Origin of the sequence: Natrononativus amylolyticus (genome assembly GCF_024362525.1) — an archaeon.
GTDB classification, from domain to species: domain Archaea; phylum Halobacteriota; class Halobacteria; order Halobacteriales; family Natrialbaceae; genus Natrononativus; species Natrononativus amylolyticus.
Genome location: NZ_CP101458.1, coordinates 2,558,368 through 2,583,266 on the forward strand (window position 1 = coordinate 2,558,368; position 24,899 = coordinate 2,583,266).

General features: G+C 66.0%; 21 protein-coding genes and 1 tRNA gene. 9 read left to right on the top strand and 13 right to left on the bottom strand.

Going from position 1 to position 24,899, the window contains the following annotated elements:
• The first annotated feature begins 104 nt into the window (after nt 1-104).
• The gene (locus tag NMQ11_RS13350) at nt 105-860 is read left to right on the top strand and encodes a DUF5781 family protein (protein WP_255168945.1); all 756 of its coding nucleotides are present in this window, start codon (nt 105-107) and stop codon (nt 858-860) included.
• A 144-nt stretch (nt 861-1,004) separates the two neighbouring features.
• On the opposite strand, the gene NMQ11_RS13355 is transcribed toward NMQ11_RS13350, so the two are convergent.
• Together NMQ11_RS13355 and NMQ11_RS13360 are read right to left on the bottom strand one after the other, a co-directional pair.
• Nucleotides 1,005-1,613 carry a 30S ribosomal protein S7 gene (locus NMQ11_RS13355; protein WP_255168946.1) on the bottom strand — a complete coding sequence of 203 codons (609 nt, stop codon included), beginning with the start codon at nt 1,611-1,613 and terminating at the stop codon, nt 1,005-1,007.
• Between the two features lie 2 nt (nt 1,614-1,615).
• Nucleotides 1,616-2,044 (bottom strand): 30S ribosomal protein S12, encoded by a 429-nt coding sequence (locus tag NMQ11_RS13360; protein WP_255168947.1) that lies wholly within the window; start codon nt 2,042-2,044, stop codon nt 1,616-1,618.
• Between the two features lie 392 nt (nt 2,045-2,436).
• On the opposite strand from NMQ11_RS13360, the gene NMQ11_RS13365 reads away from it, so the two are divergent.
• Both NMQ11_RS13365 and NMQ11_RS13370 read left to right on the top strand, forming a co-directional pair.
• Nucleotides 2,437-4,716, top strand: a complete 2,280-nt coding sequence (locus NMQ11_RS13365) for a TRAP transporter large permease subunit (RefSeq protein WP_255168948.1) — start codon at nt 2,437-2,439, stop codon at nt 4,714-4,716.
• Between the two features lie 128 nt (nt 4,717-4,844).
• Nucleotides 4,845-5,609 (top strand): hypothetical protein, encoded by a 765-nt coding sequence (locus NMQ11_RS13370; RefSeq protein ID WP_255168949.1) that lies wholly within the window; start codon nt 4,845-4,847, stop codon nt 5,607-5,609.
• A gap of 30 nt (nt 5,610-5,639) precedes the next feature.
• Here the strand turns inward: NMQ11_RS13370 and NMQ11_RS13375 are convergent, their stop codons facing one another.
• The 6 genes from NMQ11_RS13375 to NMQ11_RS13400 are packed head-to-tail and all read right to left on the bottom strand — an operon-like array spanning nt 5,640 to nt 13,842.
• Nucleotides 5,640-6,059, bottom strand: a complete 420-nt coding sequence (locus tag NMQ11_RS13375; protein ID WP_255168950.1) for a NusA-like transcription termination signal-binding factor — start codon at nt 6,057-6,059, stop codon at nt 5,640-5,642.
• On the bottom strand, nt 6,060-7,247 hold the full coding sequence (gene rpoA2 / locus NMQ11_RS13380; protein ID WP_255168951.1) for a DNA-directed RNA polymerase subunit A'': 1,188 nt from the start codon (nt 7,245-7,247) through the stop codon (nt 6,060-6,062).
• Nucleotides 7,240-10,203, bottom strand: coding sequence for a DNA-directed RNA polymerase subunit A' (locus NMQ11_RS13385; RefSeq protein WP_255168952.1), 2,964 nt, complete (start codon nt 10,201-10,203; stop codon nt 7,240-7,242). The genes rpoA2 and NMQ11_RS13385 overlap by 8 nt, the downstream gene beginning before the upstream one ends.
• Nucleotides 10,204-12,033, bottom strand: coding sequence for a DNA-directed RNA polymerase subunit B (gene rpoB, locus NMQ11_RS13390; protein WP_255168953.1), 1,830 nt, complete (start codon nt 12,031-12,033; stop codon nt 10,204-10,206).
• 6 nt (nt 12,034-12,039) lie between these two features.
• Nucleotides 12,040-13,614 (bottom strand): DNA-directed RNA polymerase subunit B'', encoded by a 1,575-nt coding sequence (locus NMQ11_RS13395; RefSeq protein ID WP_255168954.1) that lies wholly within the window; start codon nt 13,612-13,614, stop codon nt 12,040-12,042.
• Nucleotides 13,615-13,842, bottom strand: a complete 228-nt coding sequence (locus tag NMQ11_RS13400; protein ID WP_255168955.1) for a DNA-directed RNA polymerase subunit H — start codon at nt 13,840-13,842, stop codon at nt 13,615-13,617.
• A gap of 303 nt (nt 13,843-14,145) precedes the next feature.
• On the opposite strand from NMQ11_RS13400, the gene NMQ11_RS13405 reads away from it, so the two are divergent.
• Nucleotides 14,146-14,218: transfer RNA gene (locus NMQ11_RS13405), tRNA-Asp, on the top strand.
• Nucleotides 14,219-14,587: 369 nt separating this feature from the next.
• Here the strand turns inward: NMQ11_RS13405 and NMQ11_RS13410 are convergent.
• Entirely contained in the window at nt 14,588-15,319 is a 732-nt protein-coding gene (locus tag NMQ11_RS13410; RefSeq protein WP_255168956.1) for a protein-L-isoaspartate O-methyltransferase family protein, read from the bottom strand.
• 72 nt (nt 15,320-15,391) lie between these two features.
• Complete coding sequence (locus tag NMQ11_RS13415; protein WP_255168957.1) at nt 15,392-16,360, bottom strand: methyltransferase domain-containing protein; 969 nt, start codon at nt 16,358-16,360, stop codon at nt 15,392-15,394.
• Nucleotides 16,361-16,472: 112 nt separating this feature from the next.
• Between NMQ11_RS13415 and NMQ11_RS13420 the strand changes: the two genes are divergently transcribed.
• Nucleotides 16,473-17,714, top strand: a complete 1,242-nt coding sequence (locus NMQ11_RS13420; protein ID WP_255168958.1) for an outer membrane protein assembly factor BamB family protein — start codon at nt 16,473-16,475, stop codon at nt 17,712-17,714.
• A 10-nt stretch (nt 17,715-17,724) separates the two neighbouring features.
• On the opposite strand, the gene NMQ11_RS13425 is transcribed toward NMQ11_RS13420, so the two are convergent.
• From NMQ11_RS13425 to NMQ11_RS13435, 3 genes are all read right to left on the bottom strand, one after another.
• Nucleotides 17,725-18,387, bottom strand: coding sequence for a protein-L-isoaspartate(D-aspartate) O-methyltransferase (locus NMQ11_RS13425; RefSeq protein WP_255168959.1), 663 nt, complete (start codon nt 18,385-18,387; stop codon nt 17,725-17,727).
• A 1-nt stretch (nt 18,388) separates the two neighbouring features.
• The gene (locus NMQ11_RS13430; RefSeq protein ID WP_255168960.1) at nt 18,389-19,042 is read right to left on the bottom strand and encodes an HVO_0476 family zinc finger protein; all 654 of its coding nucleotides are present in this window, start codon (nt 19,040-19,042) and stop codon (nt 18,389-18,391) included.
• A 153-nt stretch (nt 19,043-19,195) separates the two neighbouring features.
• Nucleotides 19,196-20,143, bottom strand: a complete 948-nt coding sequence (locus NMQ11_RS13435; RefSeq protein ID WP_255168961.1) for an aminopeptidase — start codon at nt 20,141-20,143, stop codon at nt 19,196-19,198.
• A gap of 193 nt (nt 20,144-20,336) precedes the next feature.
• Here NMQ11_RS13435 and NMQ11_RS13440 point away from each other — a divergent pair, with 193 nt between their 5' ends.
• The 4 genes from NMQ11_RS13440 to NMQ11_RS13455 all read left to right on the top strand — a co-directional run bounded on the left by NMQ11_RS13440 (nt 20,337) and on the right by NMQ11_RS13455 (nt 24,874).
• Nucleotides 20,337-21,350 (top strand): type II glyceraldehyde-3-phosphate dehydrogenase, encoded by a 1,014-nt coding sequence (locus NMQ11_RS13440; RefSeq protein WP_255168962.1) that lies wholly within the window; start codon nt 20,337-20,339, stop codon nt 21,348-21,350.
• 68 nt (nt 21,351-21,418) lie between these two features.
• Nucleotides 21,419-21,808 carry an Hsp20/alpha crystallin family protein gene (locus NMQ11_RS13445; protein WP_255168963.1) on the top strand — a complete coding sequence of 130 codons (390 nt, stop codon included), beginning with the start codon at nt 21,419-21,421 and terminating at the stop codon, nt 21,806-21,808.
• A gap of 536 nt (nt 21,809-22,344) precedes the next feature.
• Nucleotides 22,345-23,655, top strand: a complete 1,311-nt coding sequence (locus tag NMQ11_RS13450; protein ID WP_255168964.1) for a glycosyltransferase family 2 protein — start codon at nt 22,345-22,347, stop codon at nt 23,653-23,655.
• Nucleotides 23,656-23,695: 40 nt separating this feature from the next.
• Nucleotides 23,696-24,874 (top strand): glycosyltransferase family 4 protein, encoded by a 1,179-nt coding sequence (locus NMQ11_RS13455; protein WP_255168965.1) that lies wholly within the window; start codon nt 23,696-23,698, stop codon nt 24,872-24,874.
• Nucleotides 24,875-24,899: the final 25 nt, after the last annotated feature.

The following is a 24,899-nucleotide window of genomic DNA, read 5'->3' on the forward strand; positions in this document are numbered from 1 at the left end:
GCGGTATCCAGTAGCGACAACCGTTGCAGCCCCCGTCGAGCGGACACCACCCGGCACAACCGGGCGCAAAAGCCATACCGTCTCGAACCCTGATACGGGTACACATGGATCTCCGCGTACAGGGGCCGGGGCCGACCGCGCCCTTTCTCGGGGCTCGAGACCTCTTCGAAACCGAGTACGAGCTCTCCCTGCCCGTCCACGTTCAGCTCCGGGAGGACCCCGACGAGCGAACCTGGGCCGCCCACTACGACGACCGGCACGTCCTCAACATCTCGAGGCAAGCCGCCTCGAGCGCCCTCGCTCGCGAACTCGCCCTCCACGAGTTCTCCCACATGGCCCGCCACGAGGAGAGCCACCCCTCACACGTCCAGTCGACCGAGGAGGTGCTCTACCTCGCGCTGGCCGGAAAGACCGTCGAACGCCGAAAACTGGCCCACTGCTACCAGATCGCTAACCACATGAAGGACATCTACGCCGACGACATCACCCTCGCGGTGGGTCCCGGCGAGAAACTGCTCGCGTTCCTCGAGTCCTCGCTGGCCGCCGCGGTCGCCGACCGGCCGACGGCGCCGTCGGGGCCGAACGTCACGCGCATCTCACCCGGCGCCGATCCGGAGATCACGGCCGTCAACGCCGCCTTCGCGCTCGCGCTCGCCGAGCGACACGACCTGCTCGCGGCCGATCACCGGCTGTACGACCTCGCCCACGCCGCCAGCGAGGACGCCCCTGGCGTCGACTTCGAGGGCTTTCGCGAGCGGTTTCGGGAGCTGACGCGGGAACCGGACTCGAGTTCCTACCGACAGGTGCTGGTGGACGCGACGCGGGCGTACGTAGACGCCGACGGCCGGGCGGCCGACTGAACCGATCCGCGCGAGCGGCCACCCGACACCGTCGGCGGGGTCGGTCGCCGAGGCGCCGTCCGCGACTCGAGCGCGAAGAGGGGGACCGGTCGGTAGCCGGATCGCAGAGAGCAATCGAAAAGTCGCGAACGGCGAGTCGAACCGTTAGCGGGCAGCAGCCGCGACGCGCTCTTTCTCTTCTTTCTGGCTGATCGCGTACGTCTGGACGTCGTAGTTGGCCGCGCCGATGAGCTGGTTGGCGATGGCCTCGGGGACGGAGGTCGGCGTCTTGAACGACGCGCTCTTGACGCCCTCGGCGATGAACTTAAGCGCCTGGTCGACACGCCGCTGCGGGGCGACGTCGACGGCCTTCGGGACCGAAATGCCACCGTACTTCAGGCGGACGGTCTCCTCCCGGGGGGCGGCGTTCTCGACGGCCGTGACGAGCACCTGTGCCGGGTTCTCCTCGGTGCGCTCGTGGATGAGGTCGAACGCCTCGCGGACGTGGTTCAGGTTCTGCTGTTTCTTGCCCGTGTTCTCCTCGGTCTGCATCAGCCGGTTGATGAACCGCTCGACGACCGAAACCTCGGACTTCTGGAACTGCTTGCCGGCGTGACGACCCGCGGTGTGGGCAACCGGGGTCACCGCCAGGTACCGCTCCGTCGAGGGGTCGTTGTAGGCGATCTCGGAGACGTCCCACTTGCCGAACAGCTTCGCGGTGAGGTCGCCGCCGCCGGCGGGGGCGTCGGGGTCGGGTTGGTCTTCTGCAGCCATGGTTATCGCACCGGTTTCTCCGCGTTGCCGCGAACGAGTTCGAGCAGCGCGACGCCGTTGACCTTGTCGACCTTGTAGTTGACGCCGGAGAGGTCACCCATCGCACGACCCTTCGCCCCACCGATCCCCGCGATGGTGACTTCGTCGTGCTCGTCGATGAACGAAATCGCACCGTCACCGGGACAGAAGGCGGTGACCTGCTTGCCGTTCTTGATGAGCTGGACCCGGACGCACTTCCGGATCGCCGAGTTGGGCTGTTTCGCCTCGATGCCCACCTTTTCGAGTACGATACCTCGAGCCTGCGGGGCGCCCTCGAGGGGGTCTGACTTCTCGCGGAGGCCCCGTGCGCGGCGCGCGTAGTCGGAGTCGGACCACCGCTGTTGCTGGCGGTCCTTCTTGAGCTTGCGCGCGGCGTACTTGCCGTTTGCCATGCACGTCGCTATCCGACGGAGGCACTTAAGCACCCCGTTTCGGAGTTCCGCGTTACGCCTCGAGAGCGCCGGACGGGGGGCAACGAAGGAATCTGAGGGCGTTTCGTCCCTCGAGGGTAGCTCTCGTCGAACGAGGGGACAGACGTCCTACGGCCGTCGCTCCGGACCGACGGCCGATAGCCCGGGGCGCCTCCGTCGACGGGTCGAGTACCCGTGCGCCGGTTCTTGTTAGCTATCCCGACGGTAACTACCGAAAATAACTTATGAATTGGATATAGAGGTAATGTTACTATGCGATCCAGAGGCTATGAAGCGGTCCCGATCGGTGCCGCGGACGGCCGAGAGCGACCGGACCGTCCGATCGACGGTCCGGTAAACGGCGGTGTCCGAGTATGACCGAACCCCCGGCGCCAGAGGAAGTGAGAAACCCGTCCAGATCGGCGGTGTACGGGCTCGGAACGGTCGTGTCCGTCGGGGCGATCCTGCTCTGGGTCGTCGTGCTCACCGAAGGGACCGGTGGACGGCACGGCACCTACGTCCGCGCCTTGTTCGGGCTGGTGCTCGTCGGTTTCGCTTTCACGGCGTCTCGACGAGCACTGAGTCCGGACTCGAGAGCCGAGATCGCGACCCGCCTCGCCCTGACGACCGGGGTTCTCGTCGGCGCGGTCCTGCTCTGGGCGGCGGTCGTCTCGGGCGTCAACGGTCCGCAGCCGAGGACACAGTTGGCCGTCCTCGTTCTCGGACTGGTGCTCGCCGTCTACGCCGTCGAAGAGATCCGGCGAGCCGTCGAAACCGACGCGCGGTCGACCGCCGTCGTCATGGTCGGCGTCGCAGCCGCACTGGTCGCCGCCACGTGGTACTTCTATCGAAACGCGCTCGACCTTCTCGGTCGGGGAGATGTGTCGACAGTCGGAGGCGTTTCCGCCGCGCTGGTCGTCCTCGTCGTGTGTTACGTCGTCTGGCGGGAGATCGGACCGGTACCCGTTCTGGCACTCGCCGTAACGGTCGCGTACGCGTTGCTCGGCGGGTGGTTCCCGGAACTGCTCGGCCACGGGGGGATCGGAATCGAACGGGTATTCCTGATTCTGGCCGCCGGGTTGGACGGCGTGTACGGCTTCCTGACCCAGCAGGCGGCCCTGATCATCGCGGCGCCGGTGCTCTACGTCTCGCTCGTCTACGCCTACGGCGGGTTTCGGGTGATCCGAACCGCTGCCGTTCGGGCGTCCCGGTCCCGGCGCGCGGGATACGTCGTGACGACGACGCTCTCCGCCGCGGCGATCGGTTCCGTCAGCGGCGCGTACCTCGCGAACGCGGACCTGACCGGCGGCCACACCGTCTCGAATCTGCGAGATCGCGGCGTCCCGGCGCGAATCGCCGCGGGCGTCGAGGCCGCGGCGTCGACCGCCGGACAGGTGTTGCCCGTGCCCGTCGTCCTCGCTGCCGGCGGCTTCCTCCTCGGAGAGCGACCCCCGCATCGCGAGGTAGTGCTCGCCGGCCTGGTACCGGCTGCGGTGCTGGTGGCCTGCCTGCTCGTCGGCGTGCTTCTGGTGACCAGAACGAGTGCGACACCGGAATCGACGGGCGCGACGTCGAAATTTACGACCCCGAACGAGGGAGTGCCTCGGACGCTATCCCGTGCAGGCGCGGTCGGGGAAACGATCCGCCTCGGCGCGCCGCTCTTGCTGTTCGGCTACCTGGTCGCCGACCAGCGGCCGCTGTCGTTCGCCTTCGCCGCGGCGGTCGTCGCGCTGCTGACCCTGGGGATCGCCACCCCCGTCTTCGAAGCTGTCTACCGGTCGGCGACGGGCGAATCGTGGTTCCGCGACGGGCGCGAACCCACCGCGGAGACGCAGCGGGATAGAGCCGCCGGGACGACCGTCGAGGGGGTCGGAGCGCGGCTCGAGCGAGCCGCGACGATCGCCGCCCGATTCCGTCCGACCGCGGCGCTTTCGCGGGCGCTCGAGGAGACTGTCAGCGGATTGCGAACCGGAGCGCTCGTTCTCGCGCCCCTGATAGCCGTCCTCGCCGTACTCAACGGCGTGATCGATCTGCTGCAGGCCGTGAATGTGTTCGCCACCGCGGCCGATTCGCTGGATGCGCTCGGGCAGGGCGGGCCGTTCGCGATCGTCGCGCTCGCCCTGGCGGCCTCGCTCGTGCTCGCCGCGGGCCTCCCCACGGTCGGAGCGGTCGTCGTCGGCGGACTGTTCACGAGCGTCTTGGTCGCGAGCTACGGAGCCGACCCCCTCACGGTCTTCTACGTGGCCCTCTACGCCGCGCTCGCGGCGGGCGTCGCCCCGCCGGTCGCCGCCGCGGCCGTCCGGACCGCACGGATCGCCGACGCGAACACGTGGGCGGTCTCGAAAGTCGCGACGGGGCTCCTCGCTCCCCTGTTCGTCCTTCCCTTCGCGTTCGTCGCGCATCCGGAACTCGTCTCGACGACCCTCGACCTCGCCACGCTCCGCGCGGGTTCCCTGGCGTTGCTCGGCGGGTTCGGGATGGTATACGCGTTGTGTGCATCCTTCGATGGCGTCGCTCGCTACGAGTCCCTCCGCCGGCTCGTCCTCGTCGCCGCCGGCGCCGTGGCGATCGCGCACCCGACGGTCGCGATCCAGGTCGCAGCCGGCGTCGTCGTTCTCGGGGTCAGCGGCCCGATAGTTCGAGAAGCAGGATGAAGACGGCCGCTGCTCGCCCGTCACGAGTACCCGTTCCAGGCGCGACCGGCACCGCCACGTTTCGGCTGTCGAAGTCACGAGCAGTATTGACAGAAAGGTATACTATACTACGATTGCGATTGTTCCAGGTGAAGCGAAGAGCCGTCCTCGCGGGGTGTTCGGATCCGAGTACGACGATTCGACTCGAGGCTCACTCCCCGGAGGCCGTAGGCACCCCGGTCGACGGCGGCCGGGACTGGTCCATCTCGTTCGATCTCGAGTACGAACTGACCGGTTTGAACGAGACCGATGGCCTCTACGGGGTCGGGTCGTTTCTGGTCGACAGCGACGGGAACGTCCTCGAGCGCATCGAACACGGAGATCTAGCGTGGAACGCGCTCGCCGCGGACGAACGAGAGACGACCGAATCGGAGGACGGATTCGAGTTCTATCGCGGAACGGTCCGCGAGACGGTGTCGGCGGCGACCGACCGACCGCCACGCTGGATCGTGTTCACCGCCGATCGCGCGGACGGTGCGCGGTCTAGCGTGAGGGTGTACGGCCTCGCCGTCGACGACGCGCTCGAGTTACCGTCGATAGACGGCGACTGTGAACGCGTGATCGCCGACCGTGAGGAGATCGAAATCACCGACGATGACTGGGACCAGATTAGACTCGGCCGCTATACGTCGTTCCCGCCGACCGACGAGATTCCGTCCGAAGAAACGGAGGCAGATGCTGCGAAAGCGACGACAGAAGCAACTGTCGTGAACGATACAACGAACGAGACCACAGACGGCGCATCGAACCGATCGAAGACGCGAGACGCAGTCCCGGAAGGCGGCTGTGCTTCGGACAACGAGACGACGGCCACGGACAACAAGACACCAGCGAACGCGTCGGCCGAAGACTAACGACGAATCCGCGGTCGGTAGCGGGGACGATCAAAGCAACTGTACGTCGTCGATCTCGAAGTGCCGGCGCGCGAGCGTTCGGGCGGCCTCGATCGTCCGGCCGTCGGTGCCGATAGCGACGCCGCGATCCTCGTCTGCGACCTCGACGTAGGCGACGGTGTCCTCGTTCTCGCTGATCGTGACGTTGTACACCGCCGCCGGCGCAAACGCGTTCGCGACGAACTCCTCGGCCCGTTCGGCGTGTTCGATCAGCCGAACCGGCTTCCCGACGCGCTCTTCGAACCGCTGTACGTGCTGTCCATGCGACCCGATCGCCTCGCCCATCTCCCCTCGAGCGACGACGACGAGGAGCCGGTCCCCGTCGATCACGCAGTCCCGACCGCTCGCGCCCGTGATCTCCTCGAGGGTCGCGAGGTACCGCCGGGCGTCGTCCGAGAGGGTGACGACCATCTAGTCGGCCTTCGGCGTGGTCGAGCCCATCCGGAGGTCGACGTCGCCGGTGCCGAGCTTGATCGGCTTGCCGACGATAACGTTCTCGGTGACGCCGTTGAGTTCGTCGACCTCGCCGTGGATGGCGGCGTTGAGCAGGTGGTTGACCGTGACCTCGAACGCCGCACGCGCGAGGACGGAGTCCTTCGACCCCGAGATGCCGTGGCGGCCGATCGACTCGATGGTTCCCTCGTTGGTCATCATGTCCGCGACCAGCATCAGGTGGCGGACGTTCACGTCGTCCAGCCCCTGTTCGGCCAGCGTGTTGTGCGTCTCCTCGATGATCGCCTCGCGGGCGGCCTCGATACCGAGATTGCGGTGGATCTCGTGGATGTTGTTACACGTCGTTCGGGAGGCGTCGACGCCCTCGATCGAGAGCACGTCGCCGAACGCCGATCCCTCAGTGTAGAGGACGAACTGCTCGTCGCCGTCTTCGAACTCCTCGCGGCGGATAACGACCCGCGAGATGTCTTCGATTCCCTTGAACGTGATGTCCCGAAGCTCCTCGACCAGCTGGAGCAGGTCGCGGTAGGAGGGGTCCTCGGGGCCGAACTCGACGGAGGTCCCTTCCTGAACGGTGCTCACTCCCAGCGAGTCCTCGATGATCTCGGCGACCTCCTCGGGCGTGATCATTCGCTCCTCCAAGGTGTCGCGGTTGAGCGAGATCTGAACCCGCATGTCGGCGACGTTCGTCGAGACGTCACCCAGCGCCAGGATCTTCGTCGCCTCGATCTTCCAGACGACCTCGTGGGCCATCTCCCGCTCGGTGGCGTACTCGTCCTCGAGGTAGACCGTCATCATCGGCGTGTCCGGGGTCTTCCGGGCGTCGACCAGCTCGATCAGCCGCGGCAGTCCCTGGGTAACGTCGATCTCCGCGACACCCGCGTAGTGGAACGTGTTCATCGTCAGCTGGGTCCCGGGCTCGCCGATCGACTGCGCCGAGACGGTGCCGACGGGGTCGAGGGGGTCGACGCGCGTATCCAGGTACCGGTTCTCGACCGCCTGGGCGATCTCGTTCGCCTGTTCGACGGAGATCCCCTCGCGGGACTCGATCGTCTCGTAGACCCGGTCCTTGAGTCGTCGCGGCAGGTCGGTGTCCTCGACGAGCGCGACGACGTCGTCGTCGACATCGAAGGCGACCTCAGTCATCGGAGGTCACCTCCGCGCCCCCGCCGACGCGCCGACTGTCGGCGTGCTCCGACAGGTTCGTCGGCCGCCGTTTCGTACCGAGGAACTCGGCGCGCTCCTCCTCGGAGGCGAACTCCGAGTTGAGGACGCGGTCGGCGATCCGATCGACGTTGATGTCGTGTTCCTCGCCGGAGGAGACCATCACGGGCGAGGTGCCGTCCTCGCCGAACTCGAACTGGACGATCGTGTCGCTCGTATCGCGCACGGTGCCGTCGTACTGGGCCTCGAGCTCCGACAGCGCGTTGATCAGCCGGCGCTGGAGGTAGCCGGATTTCGAGGTCCGGACTGCGGTGTCGACCAGCCCCTCGCGGCCGCCCATCGCGTGGAAGAAGAACTCACGCGGGGTGAGCCCGGCCGTGTAGGAGTTCTCGACGAAGCCGTGGGCCTCCGCAGAGAGGTCGTTCGGTTTGTAGTGAGAAAGCGTTCGGTCCTCGTAGCCGCGGTTGATCCGCTCGCCTCGAACCGCCTGCTGGCCGACGCAGCCGGCCATCTGTGTCAAGTTGAGCATCGAACCGCGGGCTCCGGAGGTGGCCATGACGACCGCCGGGTTGTCCTCGGTGAAGTGCTCCTCGGCGATGTTCCCGGCGTTGTCACGCGCACGCGAGAGCGTCTGCATGATCTTCATCTCGAGGGTCTCGTCGATCGTTCGGCCCGGCAGGGACTCGAGTTCGCCCCGCTCGTAGGCCTCGATCAGCTCCTCGACGCGGTCGTTCGCGTCGGTGATCGTCTCGTCGATCCGCGACCGGGCTTCCTCCGGAATCGTCTCGTCGTCGATCCCGATCGAGAACCCGAAGTGCATGATCGCCCGCATCGCCAGCGTCGAGACCTCGTTGATGAAGATCCGGGCACGGGTGTTGCCGTACACCTTCGTGATCGTGTCGACGATCTCGCCGCCGAACTCGCCGACCTCGTCCTCGGCGATGGTGCCCTCGACGAGCTGGCCGTTCTCGACGATCACGTCCTCGCCGACCGTACCGGTAAATTCGAGGTTCAGATCGTCGGGCAACAGCTCCGAGAAGACGTCCCGGCCGGTCCAGAACGGCTCGTCCTCGTCGTCGATGCCGCTCGGCTCGGGTAGTTCGTCGATCCGCGTCGCCCGCAGCAGGTCGAGCGCCTGCGTCTCGTTGAATCGCGGGTTGTCGTGGGTGAGCAGGTACGTGCCGCTGATGTGGTCCTGGATCGCGCCGATGATGTTGCCGCCGAACCGGGGCGAGAGGATTTGCTCCTGAACGCGCATGAGGACGCGGGCCTCCGCGCGGGCCTCCTCGTTCTGGAGGGCGTGCATGTTCATCTCGTCGCCGTCGAAGTCGGCGTTGTACGGCGGGCAGACGACGGTGTTCAGCCGGAACGTCTTGTACGGCATCACCACGACCTCGTGGGCCATGATCGACATCCGGTGGAGCGACGGCTGGCGGTTGAAAATGACGATGTCGCCGTCGATGAGGTGTCGGTTGACCTCCCAGCCGGGGCCGACGGTCTGGATTTCGGACTCCTCTGCCTCCTCGCTCATCCCAGCGAGCGCCTCGCAGTTCTTTTCCGTCACCTTCAGACGCCGACCGTCGGGACGGCGGACGTAGTTCGCGCCGGGGTGGCCGTTCGGGCCGTTCGCCACGTACCGTTTGGCCTCCTCGACGTTGCGCTCGGTGACGAGCATCGTCTGGGTCATCTCCTTTGCGACGCGGTCGGGGACGCCGACCTCGTTGAGCGAGAGGGTCGGGTCCGGCGAGATGACGGTTCGGGCGGAGAAGTTCACGCGCTTTCCGGACAGCGAACCCCGGAACCGCCCCTCCTTGCCCTTGAGGCGCTGGGAGAGGGTCTTGAGCGGCCGGCCGGAGCGGTGTCGGGCCGGCGGCGTTCCCGAGATCTCGTTGTCCATGAACGTCGTCACGTGGTACTGCAACAGCTCCCACAGGTCCTCGATGATCAGCTGTGGCGCGCCGGCCTCGCGGTTCTCCATGAACCGCTGGTTGATCCGGATGATGTCCACGAGCTTGTGGGTGAGGTCGTCCTCGCTGCGCTGACCGTTGTCGAGCGTGATCGACGGCCGCGCGGTGACCGGCGGTACCGGCAGCACCGTGAGAATCATCCACTCCGGTCGCGAGCGCTCGGCGTTGATGCCGAGCACCGCGATGTCCTCGTCCGGAATCGCCTCGAACCAGTCGCGGATATCGCTCGGCATCAGCTTGTTCGTGTCCTCGACGGTGAGGTCGATGTCCAGGGCCTTCTCGATCGCCTTGCGCTGGCCCTCGCGGGGGCGGAACGAGCCCGAGAGGATCTCGTTGATCCGGCTGAGGTCGATCTCGGTCTTCGCGGCGAGTTCGTCCGGCGTCGTCCGCTCGATACCGGCCTCCTCGTCGCCCTGCATCGCGCCGGCGATCCGCTGGGAGTACTCACTCGAGAGCACCTGCTGGACCTCGTAGTAGGTCGTGGGCTTCTCGTGTTCGATGTCGTACTGGATCTCGCCGCAGTGGGGACAGCGGTCCTTCTTCCGGGCCTGGCGGATCGCCGCCTTCGTCACGTTGTTCAGGTCGTGGCCGAGCTTTCGGTGCTGGTCGAGCTGGCCGTGGAACTCCTCTTTCTCGTCTTCGGTCAACAGGAGCCGCGAACACTCCCGGCAGGTCCCCCGGAGCAGGCGCCGGATGAGCTTCGTGAAGCCGACGTGGATCACCGGCGCGGCGAGTTCGATGTGACCGAAGTGGCCGTTACACGACCCCGAGTGTTTGCCGCAGGTCTTACACTCGAGTCCGGGGTCGATAACCCCTAACCGGGGGTCCATCAGCCCCATGTCGATGGGGAAGCCGTCGTCGTCGTAGGTGTCGGCGGTGATGATCTTCGTCGCGCTCATCTCCCGGTACTCCTCGGGCTCCATCAGCCCGAAGTTGATCGATCCGATGTCTTTCGGTGTTGATTGAATCATTTAGACGGCGTCCTCCAGTTCCAGTCGCGGTGCGATTCCGAGCGCCTTCATCTCGTCGAGCAAGAGCTTGAACGCGTAGCTCATCTCGATCTCGTGGATGTCGGTTTCCTCCTCGCAGTTCGGACAGTACACCCGGCGCTGTTCGACGTTCTCGACCGCGCTCATCCCGCAGTTCCCGCAGACGTGGATGAACTCGCGGTCGGACTCGTCGAGCAGCCGTTCTTTGAGCGTCATCGCGGCGCCGTGTCCGATGAACACGTCGCGTTCCATCTCCCCGATACGCAGTCCACCCTCGCGGGCGCGACCCTCGGTGGGCTGGCGGGTGAGCACCTGCACCGGCCCGCGTGAACGGGCGTGCAGCTTGTTCGAGACCATGTGGTAGAGCTTCTGGTAGAAGATGATCCCCACGAAGATCTCGGCCTCGATCTTCTCGCCGGTGACCCCGGAGTACATCGTCTCCTTGCCGGCGGAGTTGAATCCGTTCTCCTCGAGTCCGCCCCGCAACTCGTCTTCGTCCTCGCCGAGGAACGGCGTGCCGTCGACCCGACGGCCCTCCATCGCGCCGAGTTTGCCGCCGATCATCTCGAGGATGTGGCCGACGGTCATCCGCGAGGGCAGCGCGTGCGGGTTGACGACGAGGTCGGGGACGACGCCCTCCTCGGTGAAGGGCATGTCCTCCTGCGGTGCGAGGTGGCCGACGACCCCCTTCTGGCCGTGGCGGCTGGCGAACTTGTCCCCGAGTTCGGGGATCCGCTCGTCCCGTACCGACACTTTCGAGAGCTTCGAGCCGTCCTCGCCCTCCATCAGGGTGACGGTGTCGACGACGCCGGACTCACCCGAGCGCATCGTCACGCTGGTTTCGCGGCGCTTCTGGGGCGAGAGGCCGCCCATGTCGTCCGGTTCCTCGAGGAATCGGGGCGGTGAGGTCTTCCCGAGCAGGACGGAGTTCTCGTCGACCGTCGTCTCGGGGTTGACCAGGCCGTCCTCGTCGAGGTGCGTGTACGCTTCCTCGCCACGGGCCCCGCGGACGTCCTGGGAGGGGATCTCGAAGCGGTCCTCCTGGCCGCCGGGGTAGCGTCGCTCCTCGCCCTCGTAGGTCCGGAAGAAGTGCGAGCGGGCGAGCGCCCGTTCCACGGAGGCCTTGTTCATGACCAGCGCGTCCTCGATGTTGAACCCCTCGTAGCTCATCACGGCGACGACGAAGTTCTGGGCGGCGGGCCGGTCGTCGAAGCCGATCTGCTCGGTGGTCTGGGTCTTGACCATCGAGAGTTGCGGGTAGTGCAGCAGGTGCTGGCGCGTGTCCGGTCGGATCCGGTAGTTCGCCGACGGCAGCCCCAGCGACTGCTTGATCATCCCCGCACCCATCGTAATCCGGGGGCTCGCGTTGTGCTCGGGGTACGGGATCATCCCCGCGCCGATCCCGAAGATGAGCTGCGGGTCGATCTCGAGGTGCGTGTGATCCTCCTCGAGATCGTCCTCGTCGACGGCGACGTAGATGTCCTCTTCCTCCTCGGCGTCGATGAACTCGATGTAGCCGTGTTCGACCAAGTCCTCGAACGTGAGGTCGCCGTTCTGGAACGCCTCGATCTCCTGTCCCGAGAGGCGGGGCTCGCCGTCCTCGACGACGAGCAGCGGGCGCCGCGCCCGTCCCGCGTCGGCGTTGACGATCACTTCGCGCGTGCGATCTTTGACCGACACGTTGACCATCTCGCTGACGTCGCCGAGCCGGCGGGCTTCGCGGATCTGTTCGGCCAGTTCGTGCGGATCGGGATGGGTCCCCACCAGCGATCCGTTGACGTACACCTTGGCTTCGCGTTGTTGGCTGCTCATAGTCTGTTAGTCGTCTGCCGGCGTTCGGGTGGTTCCCTCGAGGCCCGGAATGCCCTCGACTCCCATCGACGCCAGTTCGCGTTTGAGTTCCTGTTCGTCCTCGACGTTCTGGGAGAGCTCCATCGCCTGTGCGAAGTTCTTCACCAGTCCACAGTTCGGCCCCTCCGGCGTCTCGGAGGGACAGATGCGACCCCACTGGGTCGCGTGCAGGTCCCGCGCCTCGAAGTGGGGCTGGCTGCGCGAGAGCGGGCTGCGGAGCCGGCGCAGATGGCTGAGAACACCCATGAAGTCCGTGCGGTCGACCAGCTGTGAGACGCCAGAACGGCCACCCACCCAGTTGCCCGTCGCGATCGGATGCTCTAAGCGTTCGGTGAGCACGTCAGAACGCACGACGGTGTTCACCGAGAGGTTCCGGTTTCGCATGTTGGCGCGCTCGAGCTGGTACTTCACGTCCCTCGCCAGCTTGTTCAGGGCGGTCCGGAACAGGTCCTTCATCAGGTCGCCGCTCACCTTGAGGCGCTTGTTCGCGTAGTGGTCCTTGTCGTCGGATTCGCGCCGCCCGAGCGCGAGTTCGAAACACGCCTCGGCCATCCGACAGAGGTAGTGGGCCTTGTTGATCCGGACGTCCTCCTCCTCGACGCCCTCCTCGTGGAGGTGCGGGAGCAGGTAGCGGTCGATGACGTAGTTCGCCCGTTTGAGCTGGTAGTTCTTGCCTTGCCCCGAGGCGACCCGTTTCCCGAGGGCCTCGATCGCCTCCTCCTCGGTCTGGACCTCGGCCTCCTCTAAGTTCTCGAGCATGTACTTGACGACCTCGGGGTCGTTCGAGACCTTGTGGACGATCTCCTCGTCGCTCTCGAGGCCCAGTGCGCGCACGAGCGTGACGAAGTTGATCGAACCCGACACGGAGGGGAAGCTGACCTCGAGCAGCCCGTTCCGGGTCCGCTCACACAGCACCAGCGCGCGGTACCCGCGGCGCTGGCTGAACGTCTTGGCGACCTGGATCTCGTCGCCGTACTTGGTGTCGTACTCCGCGAGGATCTTGTTCGGCGCGAGGTCCTCAGAGGTCATCAGCACCCGCTCGGAGCCGTTGACGATGAAGTAGCCGCCGGGATCGGCGGGGTCCTCGCCGATCTCGATCAGTTCCTCGTCGGAGAAGCCCGCGATGTTACACTTCTCGGAGCCGACCATGATCGGCATCCGGCCGATCTTCGTCTCCGTCGAGTCGACGACGCGCTGGTCGTTCTCCTCGCCCTTGACGATGCTCATCTCCATGAACACCGGCGCGGAGTAGGTGATGTTTCGGAGGCGGGCTTCCTGTGGATACAGCAACTCCTCGCTACCGTCGGCCTCGCGGACCCGTGGGGTTACCACGCGGACGTCGCCGAGTTCGACGTGGACCGGCTCCTCGCCCTCCTTGTCGCCGATGTCCGTGTCGATCGTTGCCTTCTCGTCGACGACCTCCTGCATACCGCGGTTGAGGAAGGCGTTGAACGAGCGGTAGTGATGCTCCGCGAGGCGCTCTCGCGAGAAGTACTCCCGGGAGATGTCGCGCCGTTTGTCTCGGTCGAGTTCGATTGCCATTTATTCCACCACGAGTCGGTATACCACTGCCTGGTCGGTCGTGCGCGAGTCTCGGACGATTTTGATGACGTCCCCGACGTCCGCCTCGTCGGGAAGCGCCGGGTCGTTGCGTTTGATCTTCGGTAGGTCTGTGCGGTCGATGTCGTACTCTGAGAGCACCTCCTCGAGGACGGCTTCCTCGAGAACAGTGTGCTCCGGGACGAGTTCGTGTTGGCTTACGTCTACCATGTGTTGGTGTGGGCTAACGGGAGAGAAGCGGCTGTCACGAGATACTACAGGGACGTATCGGCGGCAGGCATTTAACGGTTACTAACTGGAGCGGAGCCACCGCTATCCGGTCTGGCGAACCTGACCGGGGAGACCGTTCACACCGAGTGATACCCCGTTCTCAGTTAAATCCCTTTGGATGGTGTGACAGCATAGCACGGAACGGGGCTCGAGCGGCGATATCGTGGGCCGGTGGCCCCTACCACGGAGCGACCGATTGGAAAGCCTTAATACTCCGACCCGGCAACGAAGAGTTGCGAGCAAGCCCGGGTGGTGTAGTGGCCTATCATACAACCCTGTCACGGTTGTGACGCGGGTTCAAATCCCGCCTCGGGCGTCTTTCTTCCGCGAACAACCTCGACGAGCACCGCGTAGCGTGTGCTCATTATACGTGAGCGGAAGAGACCCCATACGAGGGATTTGAATCAGGGAGTGAAGCGAGTGCCAGCGAGCGAAACGACCGTGGTTCAAATCCCGCCTCGAGCGGCTTTCTACCCAGTTCGGCTTGCAACCGGCTGGAACCGACACTAAGCACCTACTGAATAGAACCGGCACTAAACAGTTAGTGGATAGCTTTAATTGCCCACGGTGCTTACCGGTAGTTGGCGATCTGAGACTGACTGTCGCCACCCCCCCCCCCCCCCCCCCCAACTTTCCCTTTCCCTTTAAACGACCCGTAGAGCCGTCAGGAGCGACGGATCGGCAGTCACTCCCACTCGATCCACTCCTGCTCCCAGCCGGCCCGCGCGCTCGCCCGCTGGCGAGCGTGCTCGACGTCCTCCCGGGCCGTCCGGTTGCGCTCGAGCGAGCCGGACTGCTCGCCGTCGACGAGCAGCGGGTCGAACGAGACCGCCGCAAAGCGTTCCGTCGAGCCGTCGGCGGACACCGCCTCGAGACGTTGGCGCTGGCTTCCCCGCGGGAACACCAGCCGGCCGTCGGCGCTGAGTTGCTCGAGCAGCGCCCGCGGCGGGTCGATCGCCGCCGCCTCGACGAGAATGCGGTCGAACGGCGCGTACTCGGGGAGGCCGCGCGCGCCGTCGCGACAGTCGACGAGCACGCCGCCGTAGCCCGCCCGCTCGAGATTGGCGCGCGCCTCGTAGACCACCGGACGGGCGATGTCGACGGCGTGGACGTTGCGCTCGCCGGCGAGTTCGGCGACGACGGCGACCGTGTAGCCGACGCCCGCGCCGACGACGAGCACCGAGTCGCCCTCGCGGACGGCGAGCGCCTGCAGCAGGCGGGCGACGCTGCTCGGCGAGAGCACGCGCGTTCCGAGGCGGTCGCTGTCGCGGTCGGCGTAGGCGACCCGCTCGTCCTCGAGGAACTCGTGTCGGGGGACGTCGCGCATCGCGACGGCGACGGCCTCGTCGGTGAGGACGCCCTTGGACTCGTGGATGAGTCCGTCGACCATGTCCTCTCGAAGCGCCGCGGGGTCCATGCCGTCGGGTATCGCCCCGACGCTAATCAATGGCGCGCTTGCCCACTCCCTTGATTCACCTCGAAGTCGACGCTACCCGGTCGGCTCCGGCGTTCGCCCGCCGATTGCCTGTCGATCGGTTCCGGGAATCGCCTCGAGTCGAACAGACTCGAACCCCGCCGTTCGAAACCACTCGCGGTAGGTCGACTCGTCGTACGCCCGGCCGGCCGGGGTCTCGAGCAACGCCGCCGCGGCCGCCCGGCTCGCACCGGCCGAGTGACCGGCCACCCGGTCGACGACGACCGTCCAGCCGCCGGGTTCGAGCGCGTCGAACGCCGACTCGAGCAGCGCCTCGTTCTCCCCGGGGGCGTTCCGGACCGTTCGGTCGATCGAGACGACGAGATCCGGTCCGTCCGCGTCCGCCGGGACGGTCGTCACCGGCCCCTCTCCGGGGACCTCGAGTCGAGAGACCGGAGCGCCGGCGAGGACCGACTCCGAGGCTGCGAGCCGGGACGGACGGTCGGCGAGCGTGACGGGACGACCTCGCGCCGCGAACTCGACGGCGTGGCGGCCGGGAGCCCCGCCGACCTCGAGAACGCGATCCGCGTCGGGCGCGAACCGGCAGGCCGCGGTTACGACCGCCCTGACCGCGGCCTCGTCCGCGGTCGCGGCGGCGGCCAATCGGTGTCGCTCCTCGAGGTCGGTGGACGGCCGCGACTCGCCGGTCCGGAGGGTCTCGGCCAGCTCGAGGCCGCGGTCGAGCCTGTCGAGGGCCGCCGGCACGGGTCCGATCGAACGGACGTCGGTCTTCGCGAGAAAGCCGAGCGCACGGTTCGTGGGCTCGTAGACGGTCGTCTCCCCGCGGGTCGCACGCACCCGTTCGAGAAACCCCTCCGCCTCGAGAATCGCGACGAGCACCTCGGCGCTTCGCCGGGTGATCCCGGCCTCCGCGGCCAGTTCAGCCGGGGTGTCGGCGGTGGTCATCAGCGCCTCGAGCGCCCCGGTTTCGCGGGCGGCGCGCAACGCGAGCAGCGTCTCCGGCTCGAGCGGTCGATCGGTCATACTCGGAGGTCGCGCGGTATCACGAAAAGGGACGCGCTCGTCGACAGCGGCAAGGTGAAAGCGCGCTTTGAGCGTGCAGAAAGGGTTTACCGTAACGTTCTGATCGGAAGACATGAACAGACGCGGATTCCTCGGCCGGCTCACCGTCGGCGCGGCCGGCGTCGTATCGGTGAGCGGCTGTCTCGGTTCGTCGGAGTCGCCGCCGGAGGAGCGGTCGAACGGGACGGACGACGGCGGCGGCCTCGAGGCCACACCCGACGAGTGGCGCCACGACGTCGGCGGCGGAATCGACGCCGTCGCGGCGGGGCGGGTGATCGGCCGGGAGTTCTGGCGCCACGACGACGCCGACGGCGGGATCTTCGCGCTCGACGCCGAGACCGGCGAGCACCGGTGGACGTACGGCGAAACCGGAGGCTTCAGCGGCTACACGGAGGTCGCCGTCGACGACGCCGCCTACGTCGGCCTTGGTGACGACGCGATCGGAAGCGGCTCCGGCGAGCTGGTGGCACTCGAGTTCGACGGCGAGGTGCGGTGGACGGCCGACACGGGAAGCGTCTACGCCAGGCCGCAAGTGGTCGACGGCGTCGTCTACGTCGGCAGCGACGACGGCGTCGTCAGGGCGCTCGACGCAGAAGACGGCGGGGAACTGTGGTCGGTCGAACCCGGAGACGGAGAGACGAGCCAGGCGGTAGACGTCGCCGCGGTAACCGACGTCGTCTACGTGGAGGCGGGACGGCTCGTCGCACTCGAGAGAGACGACGGGAGCGTCGCCTGGCGCTACGGCGAGGCGAACGGCCGGGTGGGCCTCGAGGCGGTCGCAGACGACGTTGCGTACGTCGCGGACAGCGACGGCGTCGCCGCCGTGGTCGACGGCGAGGCGGCCTGGCACGTCCCGTTCGAGTCCAACCGGTGGATCCGAGGGCTCGAGTCGGATCGGGTGCTCGTCAGACACGAGTGGGACCTGTACGCCCTCGACGCCGGGGACGGCGAGCAGCGGTGGGTCGTGGAGGATCTCGAGCAGATGCGGATCGCGACTCACGACGGACGGGTGTACGTCGGCTCGGATCGACTGAGCGCCCTCGACGCCGAGGACGGCCGCGAGGAGTGGGTGACCGACGTCGACGACGGAGAGCCGGTAGAGTCGGTGGCGGTCGCGGCGGATGGGGAAGCCGAACCGACGCTGTTCGTCCACAGCGGCGACGCTCGCCTGGCTCGAGTCGACGCCGGCGGGACCGAGACGTGGACGGAAACCGTCGACGGGTCGGTGTACGGCGGCGGCGAGATTCGCCCCGAGGGAGGCGATCACGCGTTCGTCGGCACGACCGAGGCGATCTACTCGCTGAAACCGACGTAGCCCCGGCGGATCAGCCCCGCATCCGGACGAACCGAACCCCGCCGTGCTCGCTGCGCTCGAGCGAGCCGTCCGCGCGCCTGTCGATCGCGACGAGCGTCTGGGAGACGGTTCCCACCGGCGCCAGAAGCCGACCGCCCGGCCGGAGCTGCTCGAGCAGCGCGTCGGGAACCCCGGCGGTGGCGCAGGTCAGGTAGATCGCGTCGAAGGGCGCGTGCTCGGGCCACCCCTCCCGACCGTCGCCGACGCGGACCCGCACGCCGTCGTCGCCGATCTCGGCGAGTCGATTGCGGGCGTGTTCCGCGAGTTCGGCGCTGTACTCGACCGAGTAGACGTTCTCCGGGCCGACGAGTTCGGCGGTGACGGCCGCGTGGTAGCCACAGCCGGTGCCGACCTCGAGCACCTCGTCGCCGGGCTTGAGGTCGAGCAGTTCGGTCATGATCCCGACCATGTGCGGCGCGCTGATCGTCTGGTCGTCGCCGATCGGCAGCGGCTGGTCGCTGTACGCCTGCTCCCGACGGGCGGGCGGGACGAACGCGTGTCTGGGGACGGTTTCGAGCGCCTCGAGGACGCGCCCGTCGGTGACCCGGCTGCGGCGCTCGAGTCCCTCGACCATCCGTTCGCGGTCCTCGAGTCGGTCGTCTCCGCCGGTCCGGTCGCGGTCGCCCCCGGTCATCTCACCAGGCCGACCAGGCGGTCGAGGTCTGGTCGAAGGCGTAGACGCGCTTTAGGTCCTTCGCGAAGCCGACGTCGCCCTCGACCTCGAAGCGATCCCGTCGGTAGCCCTCCGCGTCCTGGCGGACGACGAAGGCGTCGATCTCGAACTCGTCGTCGCCGAACTCCTCGACCGCGCCGACTTCGAACTCGTAGTCGCCGGGGACGTAGACGGTGACGCTGCGGCTGTCCTCGCGCCGGCCGTCCTGGGGGTGGATCGTGACGTCGACGGAGACGTTGTCGACCTCGCGGGTCCAGACGGTTTCGACGTCCTCCGCCGTGGCCGACTCGCGTCGGCGCTCGTCGCCGATCTCGAGGCTGGTGATGCGAACCGTCGAGAGCACCTCCTCGGTCTCGAGGAGGAACTCGTCGCCCGTCTCGAGGGTTTCCTCGGCCGGCGTCGTCACGTTCGCGGTGAACGACTCGCCGTCCTGGGAGACGACGACGTCGAGGGAGACCTCGCGCTCGCGTTCGGGCTGGATCTTGTGGACGTGTCCGCAGTCGCTACAGCGAACGGTGAGGTGGCCGCCGCCCTCGGTCAGGACCTCGTGGACCGTCTCGAGGTCGGACGAACACGAGGGGCAGGGTGTGGGAATCCGATCCGGAATGTCGCTCATACGCCGGGGTACACGCTACGGCCGTAAAAGGCGATTGAACCGCTCGGCACGGAGCTACGCTCGAGGAAGTGTCACTTCCTCACCACTCACGGCTCGTCGCCGTTCGCCATCGGCAGCCTCACGGCTTCCCCGTCTCGCGGTTACACCGCTCGACTAGGCCTGAGGAAGTGTCACTTCCTCACCATCCGCAAACACCGTCGGCTCCCGAAGAATGCCGTCGAGATGGATCGGCGCGTCGACGTCGCCGCCGATGCCCGCGTCGTCGCCGATGGCGATGTGGACCGTGCCGCCAGCCTTCTCGTCGAGCAGCACCGAGCCGATCAGGTCCGTCACCGCGACGTTCGTCCCGATACCGAGCTCCGCGAGGTTGTAGGCGGCGTCGCCCACATCCTCAGCAGCGGTCTCGACCGTCTCGCGAATCTCGTCGTCGGAGATGTGCGTGACCAGACCGTCCTCGACGTCGAAGGTGAGTTGCTGGCCGTCCTCGAGCAGCCCGTGGGGGCGCATCGTGCCATCGACGACGAACCGGCCGTCGGCGCTCTCGGGGCTGACGAACACCTCGCCGGCGGGGAGGTTCGACATCGTTCCGGCCTCGTGGACGATGCCGGTGTCCGAGAGGAACTCGCGGTTCGCGACATCGAACGTGATGTCGGTGCCCGCCTCCGTCGTCACGCGAATCTCGCTCGCGCCGTCGACCTGCTCGCGGACGTCCGCGCAGTGGGCGGCGATCCGCTCGTAATCCGCGTCGAGCCCCGTGACGAACACTTCCTCGGTGATACCGGGGAGGGTGGCGACGCGGGCACCCGCCTCGTTCGCCTCGGAACGGGCGCGGGTGTGGCTCAGGCTCTTGGTCGTCGGCGCGAGCACCACGTCAGCGTCGGCCATCGCCGCGGCGACGGGTGCCGGCGGCTCGCTGCCGTGGGTCGGCCCCGGCGGATACCGGAGGATCACGGCGTCGTCGGTGATCTCGCCGGCGACGGCGTACAGCGCCTCGCCGATCGGCTCGCGCTTGTCGTCGGTGACGATCAAACACGATTCGTCCCCCTCGAGAGCCATACACTGTCGCACCGCCGTCTCGGCGGCCGCCTGCAGATCGGACATGGCTACCAGTCGACTGAGCGAGCGGATAGGTCTTGCTCATCGCGTCCGGAACCGTACCCGAGAGGGGCCGTTGGTCGTGTCTTAACCCCGCACACGCGATCGCCGAAACGGCGGTTAGCAACTCCGAAGCGAGTAACAATCACGCGGGAACGCTCGAAACGATTATCCGGGTCGGCACTGGACTGGCGAGTACATGCTGCAGGTCGCCATCAACGGCTACGGTACGATCGGGAAACGCGTCGCGGACGCCGTCCGCGAACAGCCCGACATGGAGGTGCTGGGCGTCGCGAAGACCCGTCCGAACTTCGAGGCCGAAACCGCCATCGAGAAGGGGTACCCGCTGTACGCCGCCATCGAGGAGCGCGCCGACCAGTTCGCGGAAGCCGGCCTCGAGATCGCCGGCCCCGTCGACGACCTCGTCGACGAAGCCGACGTCGTCGTCGACGCCACGCCCTCGGGAATCGGCGCCGAGAACAGGACGCTGTACGAGGAGTACGACACGCCCGCGCTCTATCAGGGCGGCGAGGACGCCGCGGTGGCGGACGTGAGCTTCAACGCCCGCTCGAACTACGCCGAGTCCGTCGACGCCGACCACGTCCGCGTCGTCTCCTGTAACACGACCGGGCTCTCGCGGGTCGTGGCGCCCCTCGAGGAAACGTACGGCATCGAAAAAGTCCGCGCGACCCTCGTCCGCCGCGGCGGCGACCCCGGCCAGACCTCTCGCGGGCCGATCAACGACATTCTGCCGAACCCCGTCACGGTGCCCTCCCACCACGGCCCCGACGTCAACACCATCTTCCCCGATCTGGACATCGACACGCTCGGGATGAAAGTGCCCGCGACGCTGATGCACATGCACAGCCTGAACGTCACCCTCGAGGAGGGGGTCGAGGCCGCCGCGGTGAGAGAGCTGTTCGCCGACGAGTCGCGGCTGTTCCTGATCCCCGAGACGGCCGCCATCGACGGCAGCGGCAAGCTCAAGGAGTACGCCTTGGACGCCGGTCGGCCGCGGGGCGACCTCTGGGAGAACTGCATCTGGGAGGAGTCGATCTCGACGGTCGGAAACGACCTCTACCTCTTCCAGGGCATCCACCAGGAGTCCGACGTCGTCCCCGAGAACGTCGACGCGATCCGTGCGGTCACCGGCACGGCCGACGCCGAAGAGAGCATGGAGACGACAGACGAGACGCTCGGAATCGGATTCTGATCCGGGTTTCGCCGGCGAGTATCGGATCCGACAGAAGGTTTTTGCCGCGTCGCCTGCTACGCTCGCGTATGCGCCGAGATGACCGCGACGAACCCTTCGACGACCTGTTTCGCGAAATCGAGCGGATGATGAACGACATGATGCGCGGCGCCGACGTCGACTTCGAGTCGAGTATGGAAACCGGGTTCGGCGCGGACACTCACGTCGACGTCCACGAGACGGACGACGAGGTCCGGATCGTCGCCGACCTCCCCGGCGTCCCGAAGGAGAACATCGACCTCGAGTGCGACGGCAAGACGCTCACGATCTCCGCCCACAGCGACCACCGCGAGTACGACGAGCGGGTCACGCTCCCCCGTCGCGTGAACGAACACACGGCCTCGGCGACGTACAACAACGGCGTCCTCGAGGTCGTCTTCGATCCCGCAGAGCAGTCCTCGGACATCAGTCTCGAGTAGCGCGATCCGAGAGACCGCCGTGACGCTATCCTCGCCGTTCGTTTCACCGGCCAAAGACGTATTTCCCGACGATCCGTACGACGGTTCCAGACCTGGCAAGGGGAAGGTCGAGTACGAGTGACCCGCGTGACTCTCGAACTGCGGAACTGGTGCTGGAAACATCCCATTTCGTCCGGAATCGCCGGCTCGTACGAGGAAGCGGACGTCGTAAGACGAGCCAAACCGCCACAGGTCGGGCAGGTCCGCCGACGGCTTCGCCTCAATAGTAAGAACGCGACTGTCATCGATTCGAGGGCGATCGAACGGTTCCGTTTCGGTGAGATCCACCCCTCGAGGCGAGACAACAGCGAGTTGCCGGAGGAGACGGATCGGAAACGGTCTGAGCGGTTTATGCCGTCCGTGACGCTTGGAGGCTTAGAGGGGGGCTCGAACGGCGACTGAAGTAGTGAGAAGAGAAGACGCGTATCGGTACTCAGCCAGGACAGGACAGTCAACTGTAGCCGGAAGTCGGTCGCGAACAGCCCCAGAGACACCGAATGAGAGGGCAACGCGAAAACGGAGCGGAGAGGGAGTACCGATACGGCCCGCCCGAGAGTACAGTTGCCGGGATCGTCGCATCGTCGGCCGATGGCGGTACGATAGACGAGATCGGTCAGATTCGGCGAGCGAAGGCTGCCGGCTACGACGTTCTCGTCGCGCTCTCGAGCGAACGGTCACCGGAACTGGCCCGATTCGCCCGGCTGATCGGTGCGCAGGTCGTCGACATCGACCTCGACGTCGACGACGCCGTCTCCCGGGACGTTCTCGCCTATTTAGCCTCCCAGCAGGGATACTCGAGCATCACGTATCCGGACGGCGATGCACCGACCGAACCGATCGACCCCGTCGAGCGACTCGAGTGGGCGACGGAACCCGACCGATCGGGGCGAGCGGACCGCCGACCGCCGCACGTCGTCGCGATACCCGCCTACAACGAGGCGGGAACGATCGCCGAAATTGTCGAATCCGCGACCGCACACGCCGACCGCGTACTGGTGATCGACGACGGGAGCGTCGACGAGACGGCCGAGCGGGCGCGCGAAGCGGGAGCGACCGTCATTCGGCACGACTTCAACATGGGGTACGGCGCGGCGCTCAAGACCGCGTTCGACGACGCGGCGCGGCGAGGAGCGCGCTCGCTCGTCACGCTCGACGGCGACGGGCAACACGACGCCGTAGACATCCCGGTACTGCGCGAGGCGCTCGAGGCCGGCTCGGCGGACGTCGTCATCGGGAGCCGGTTCGTCGAGGGGGCGGCGACGGACATCAGTCCGCTGCGTCGGTCGGGGCTCTGGCTGATCAACGTCCTGACGAACGTGAGTCTGGGCTACGTCGGCCCCCGCGGGCGGATCTCCGACACCCAGAGCGGCTTTCGCGCCTACAGCGGCCGAGCGGTTCGCTCGCTCAGCGGGGACGACCGACTCGAGAGCCAGATGGGCGCGAGCACCGACATCCTCTACCACGCGCGAAAGTACGGCTACGAGATCGAGGAGGTCGGGACCAGTATTTCGTACGACGTCGCGAACTCGAGCAGCCAGGGGCCGTTCTCCCACGGAATGACGCTCGTGACGAACATCGCGAAGACGGCCGCGTACCAGCATCCGGTTCTGAGTCTCGGTCTCCCGGGGCTTGTAAGCGTACTTATCGGGCTTTGGTTGTCGTTCGTGGTTGTCGTGGGGTATCTCGAGACGGGGACTGTGGGTATAACGTCGTTCATAGTCGCAATTCTCTGTGGGTGGTTCGGTGCCGTCGCGTCGATTACAGCCGTACTTATCGTGGTGCTCAAGGTACACGGTGGTCCGAAATAAGACAGTTTCACCCTCGTTTAAAACGACAAATTAAGTAGATATGAATGTACTTCAAATAGATAAGAAATCGCCGTACCCGCCATCGAGTGGGGCCGAAAAACGCGTGTGGAGAACGGCGGAGAGACTATCCAAACTGGGCGAGGTGTGGCTCGCCGCTCCTGACTGTGGCAGCGGTTCCGTTCCAGCGCCGGTCGAGTTTGTACCGATTCGGTCGCGAATGATGACGCGGAAGTTCGTGAGCAATGACCTCTGGTACGGTGGGTTTGTGGTCGGCGAACGAAACCCCGTTCAGTGGATGCAGACAACCGTAATCACTCGCAGTCTTACCGCTCTAGACGTGAAATTCGATGTAGTCGTCTCAGAGGCTCCACAAATGATTCCTCCCGCAAGAACAATGGCAGAGAAACACAACGCGAAACTACTAATAAATAAGCACAACTCGTATTTCGATTTGTTGGATCAGTATCTCGTACAATCAGCCTTTCCAGATCCGCTTCGCCAACGTGCGGTAAAGAACTTGAAACGGTACGAACAACAATCTATTAACGTTGCAGATATCGTCGTATTTCAGTCTGAGGACGACCAGAAATCTTTCGAGATACCCCAAGACACCGTAACGATGGTGATTCCGAACGGAACAGATTACGAGGAGATACAATCTGGAGGAGATCCCGACGACCTTGCTGGTAAGCTAGGTATCAGTACAAATTCGTTCGTCTGCCTATTCATCGGTTCGTACGATTACGAACCGAATACTGCTGCGGCCGAGACAATCATATACGATCTTGCACCCCAACTGCGAGAAATGGAGTTCGTACTAGTTGGGCGAAATCCACCCCCTACGTCCCAGCCAAACGTCCATACTACCGGGTACGTCGAACAGTTGAGCGACGCGCTCGAACTCGCGGATATCGGGCTTTGTCCGATACCGCGAGGGTCCGGCACAAAATTAAAAATGCTCGATTACATGGCTGCCGGACTCCCGATCGTGACGACGTCTGTCGGAGCACAGGGACTGCCGATCGCTGGCGGCAAGCACGCGCTGGTATGCGACGACGCGGCCGCGATGATCACAGCAATAACGGAGGTAGCCGACTCCCCCGAACTCCGTTCGCGGCTTTCGACGAATGCGTACGCACTTTCACAACAATACGCGTGGAGTACGCTCATGGACGGTTACGACCGCTTGTTCGAGGTAGAACTCCTACAATTAGAGTGAGAAATCATCGGCGCGAGCTCCCTCC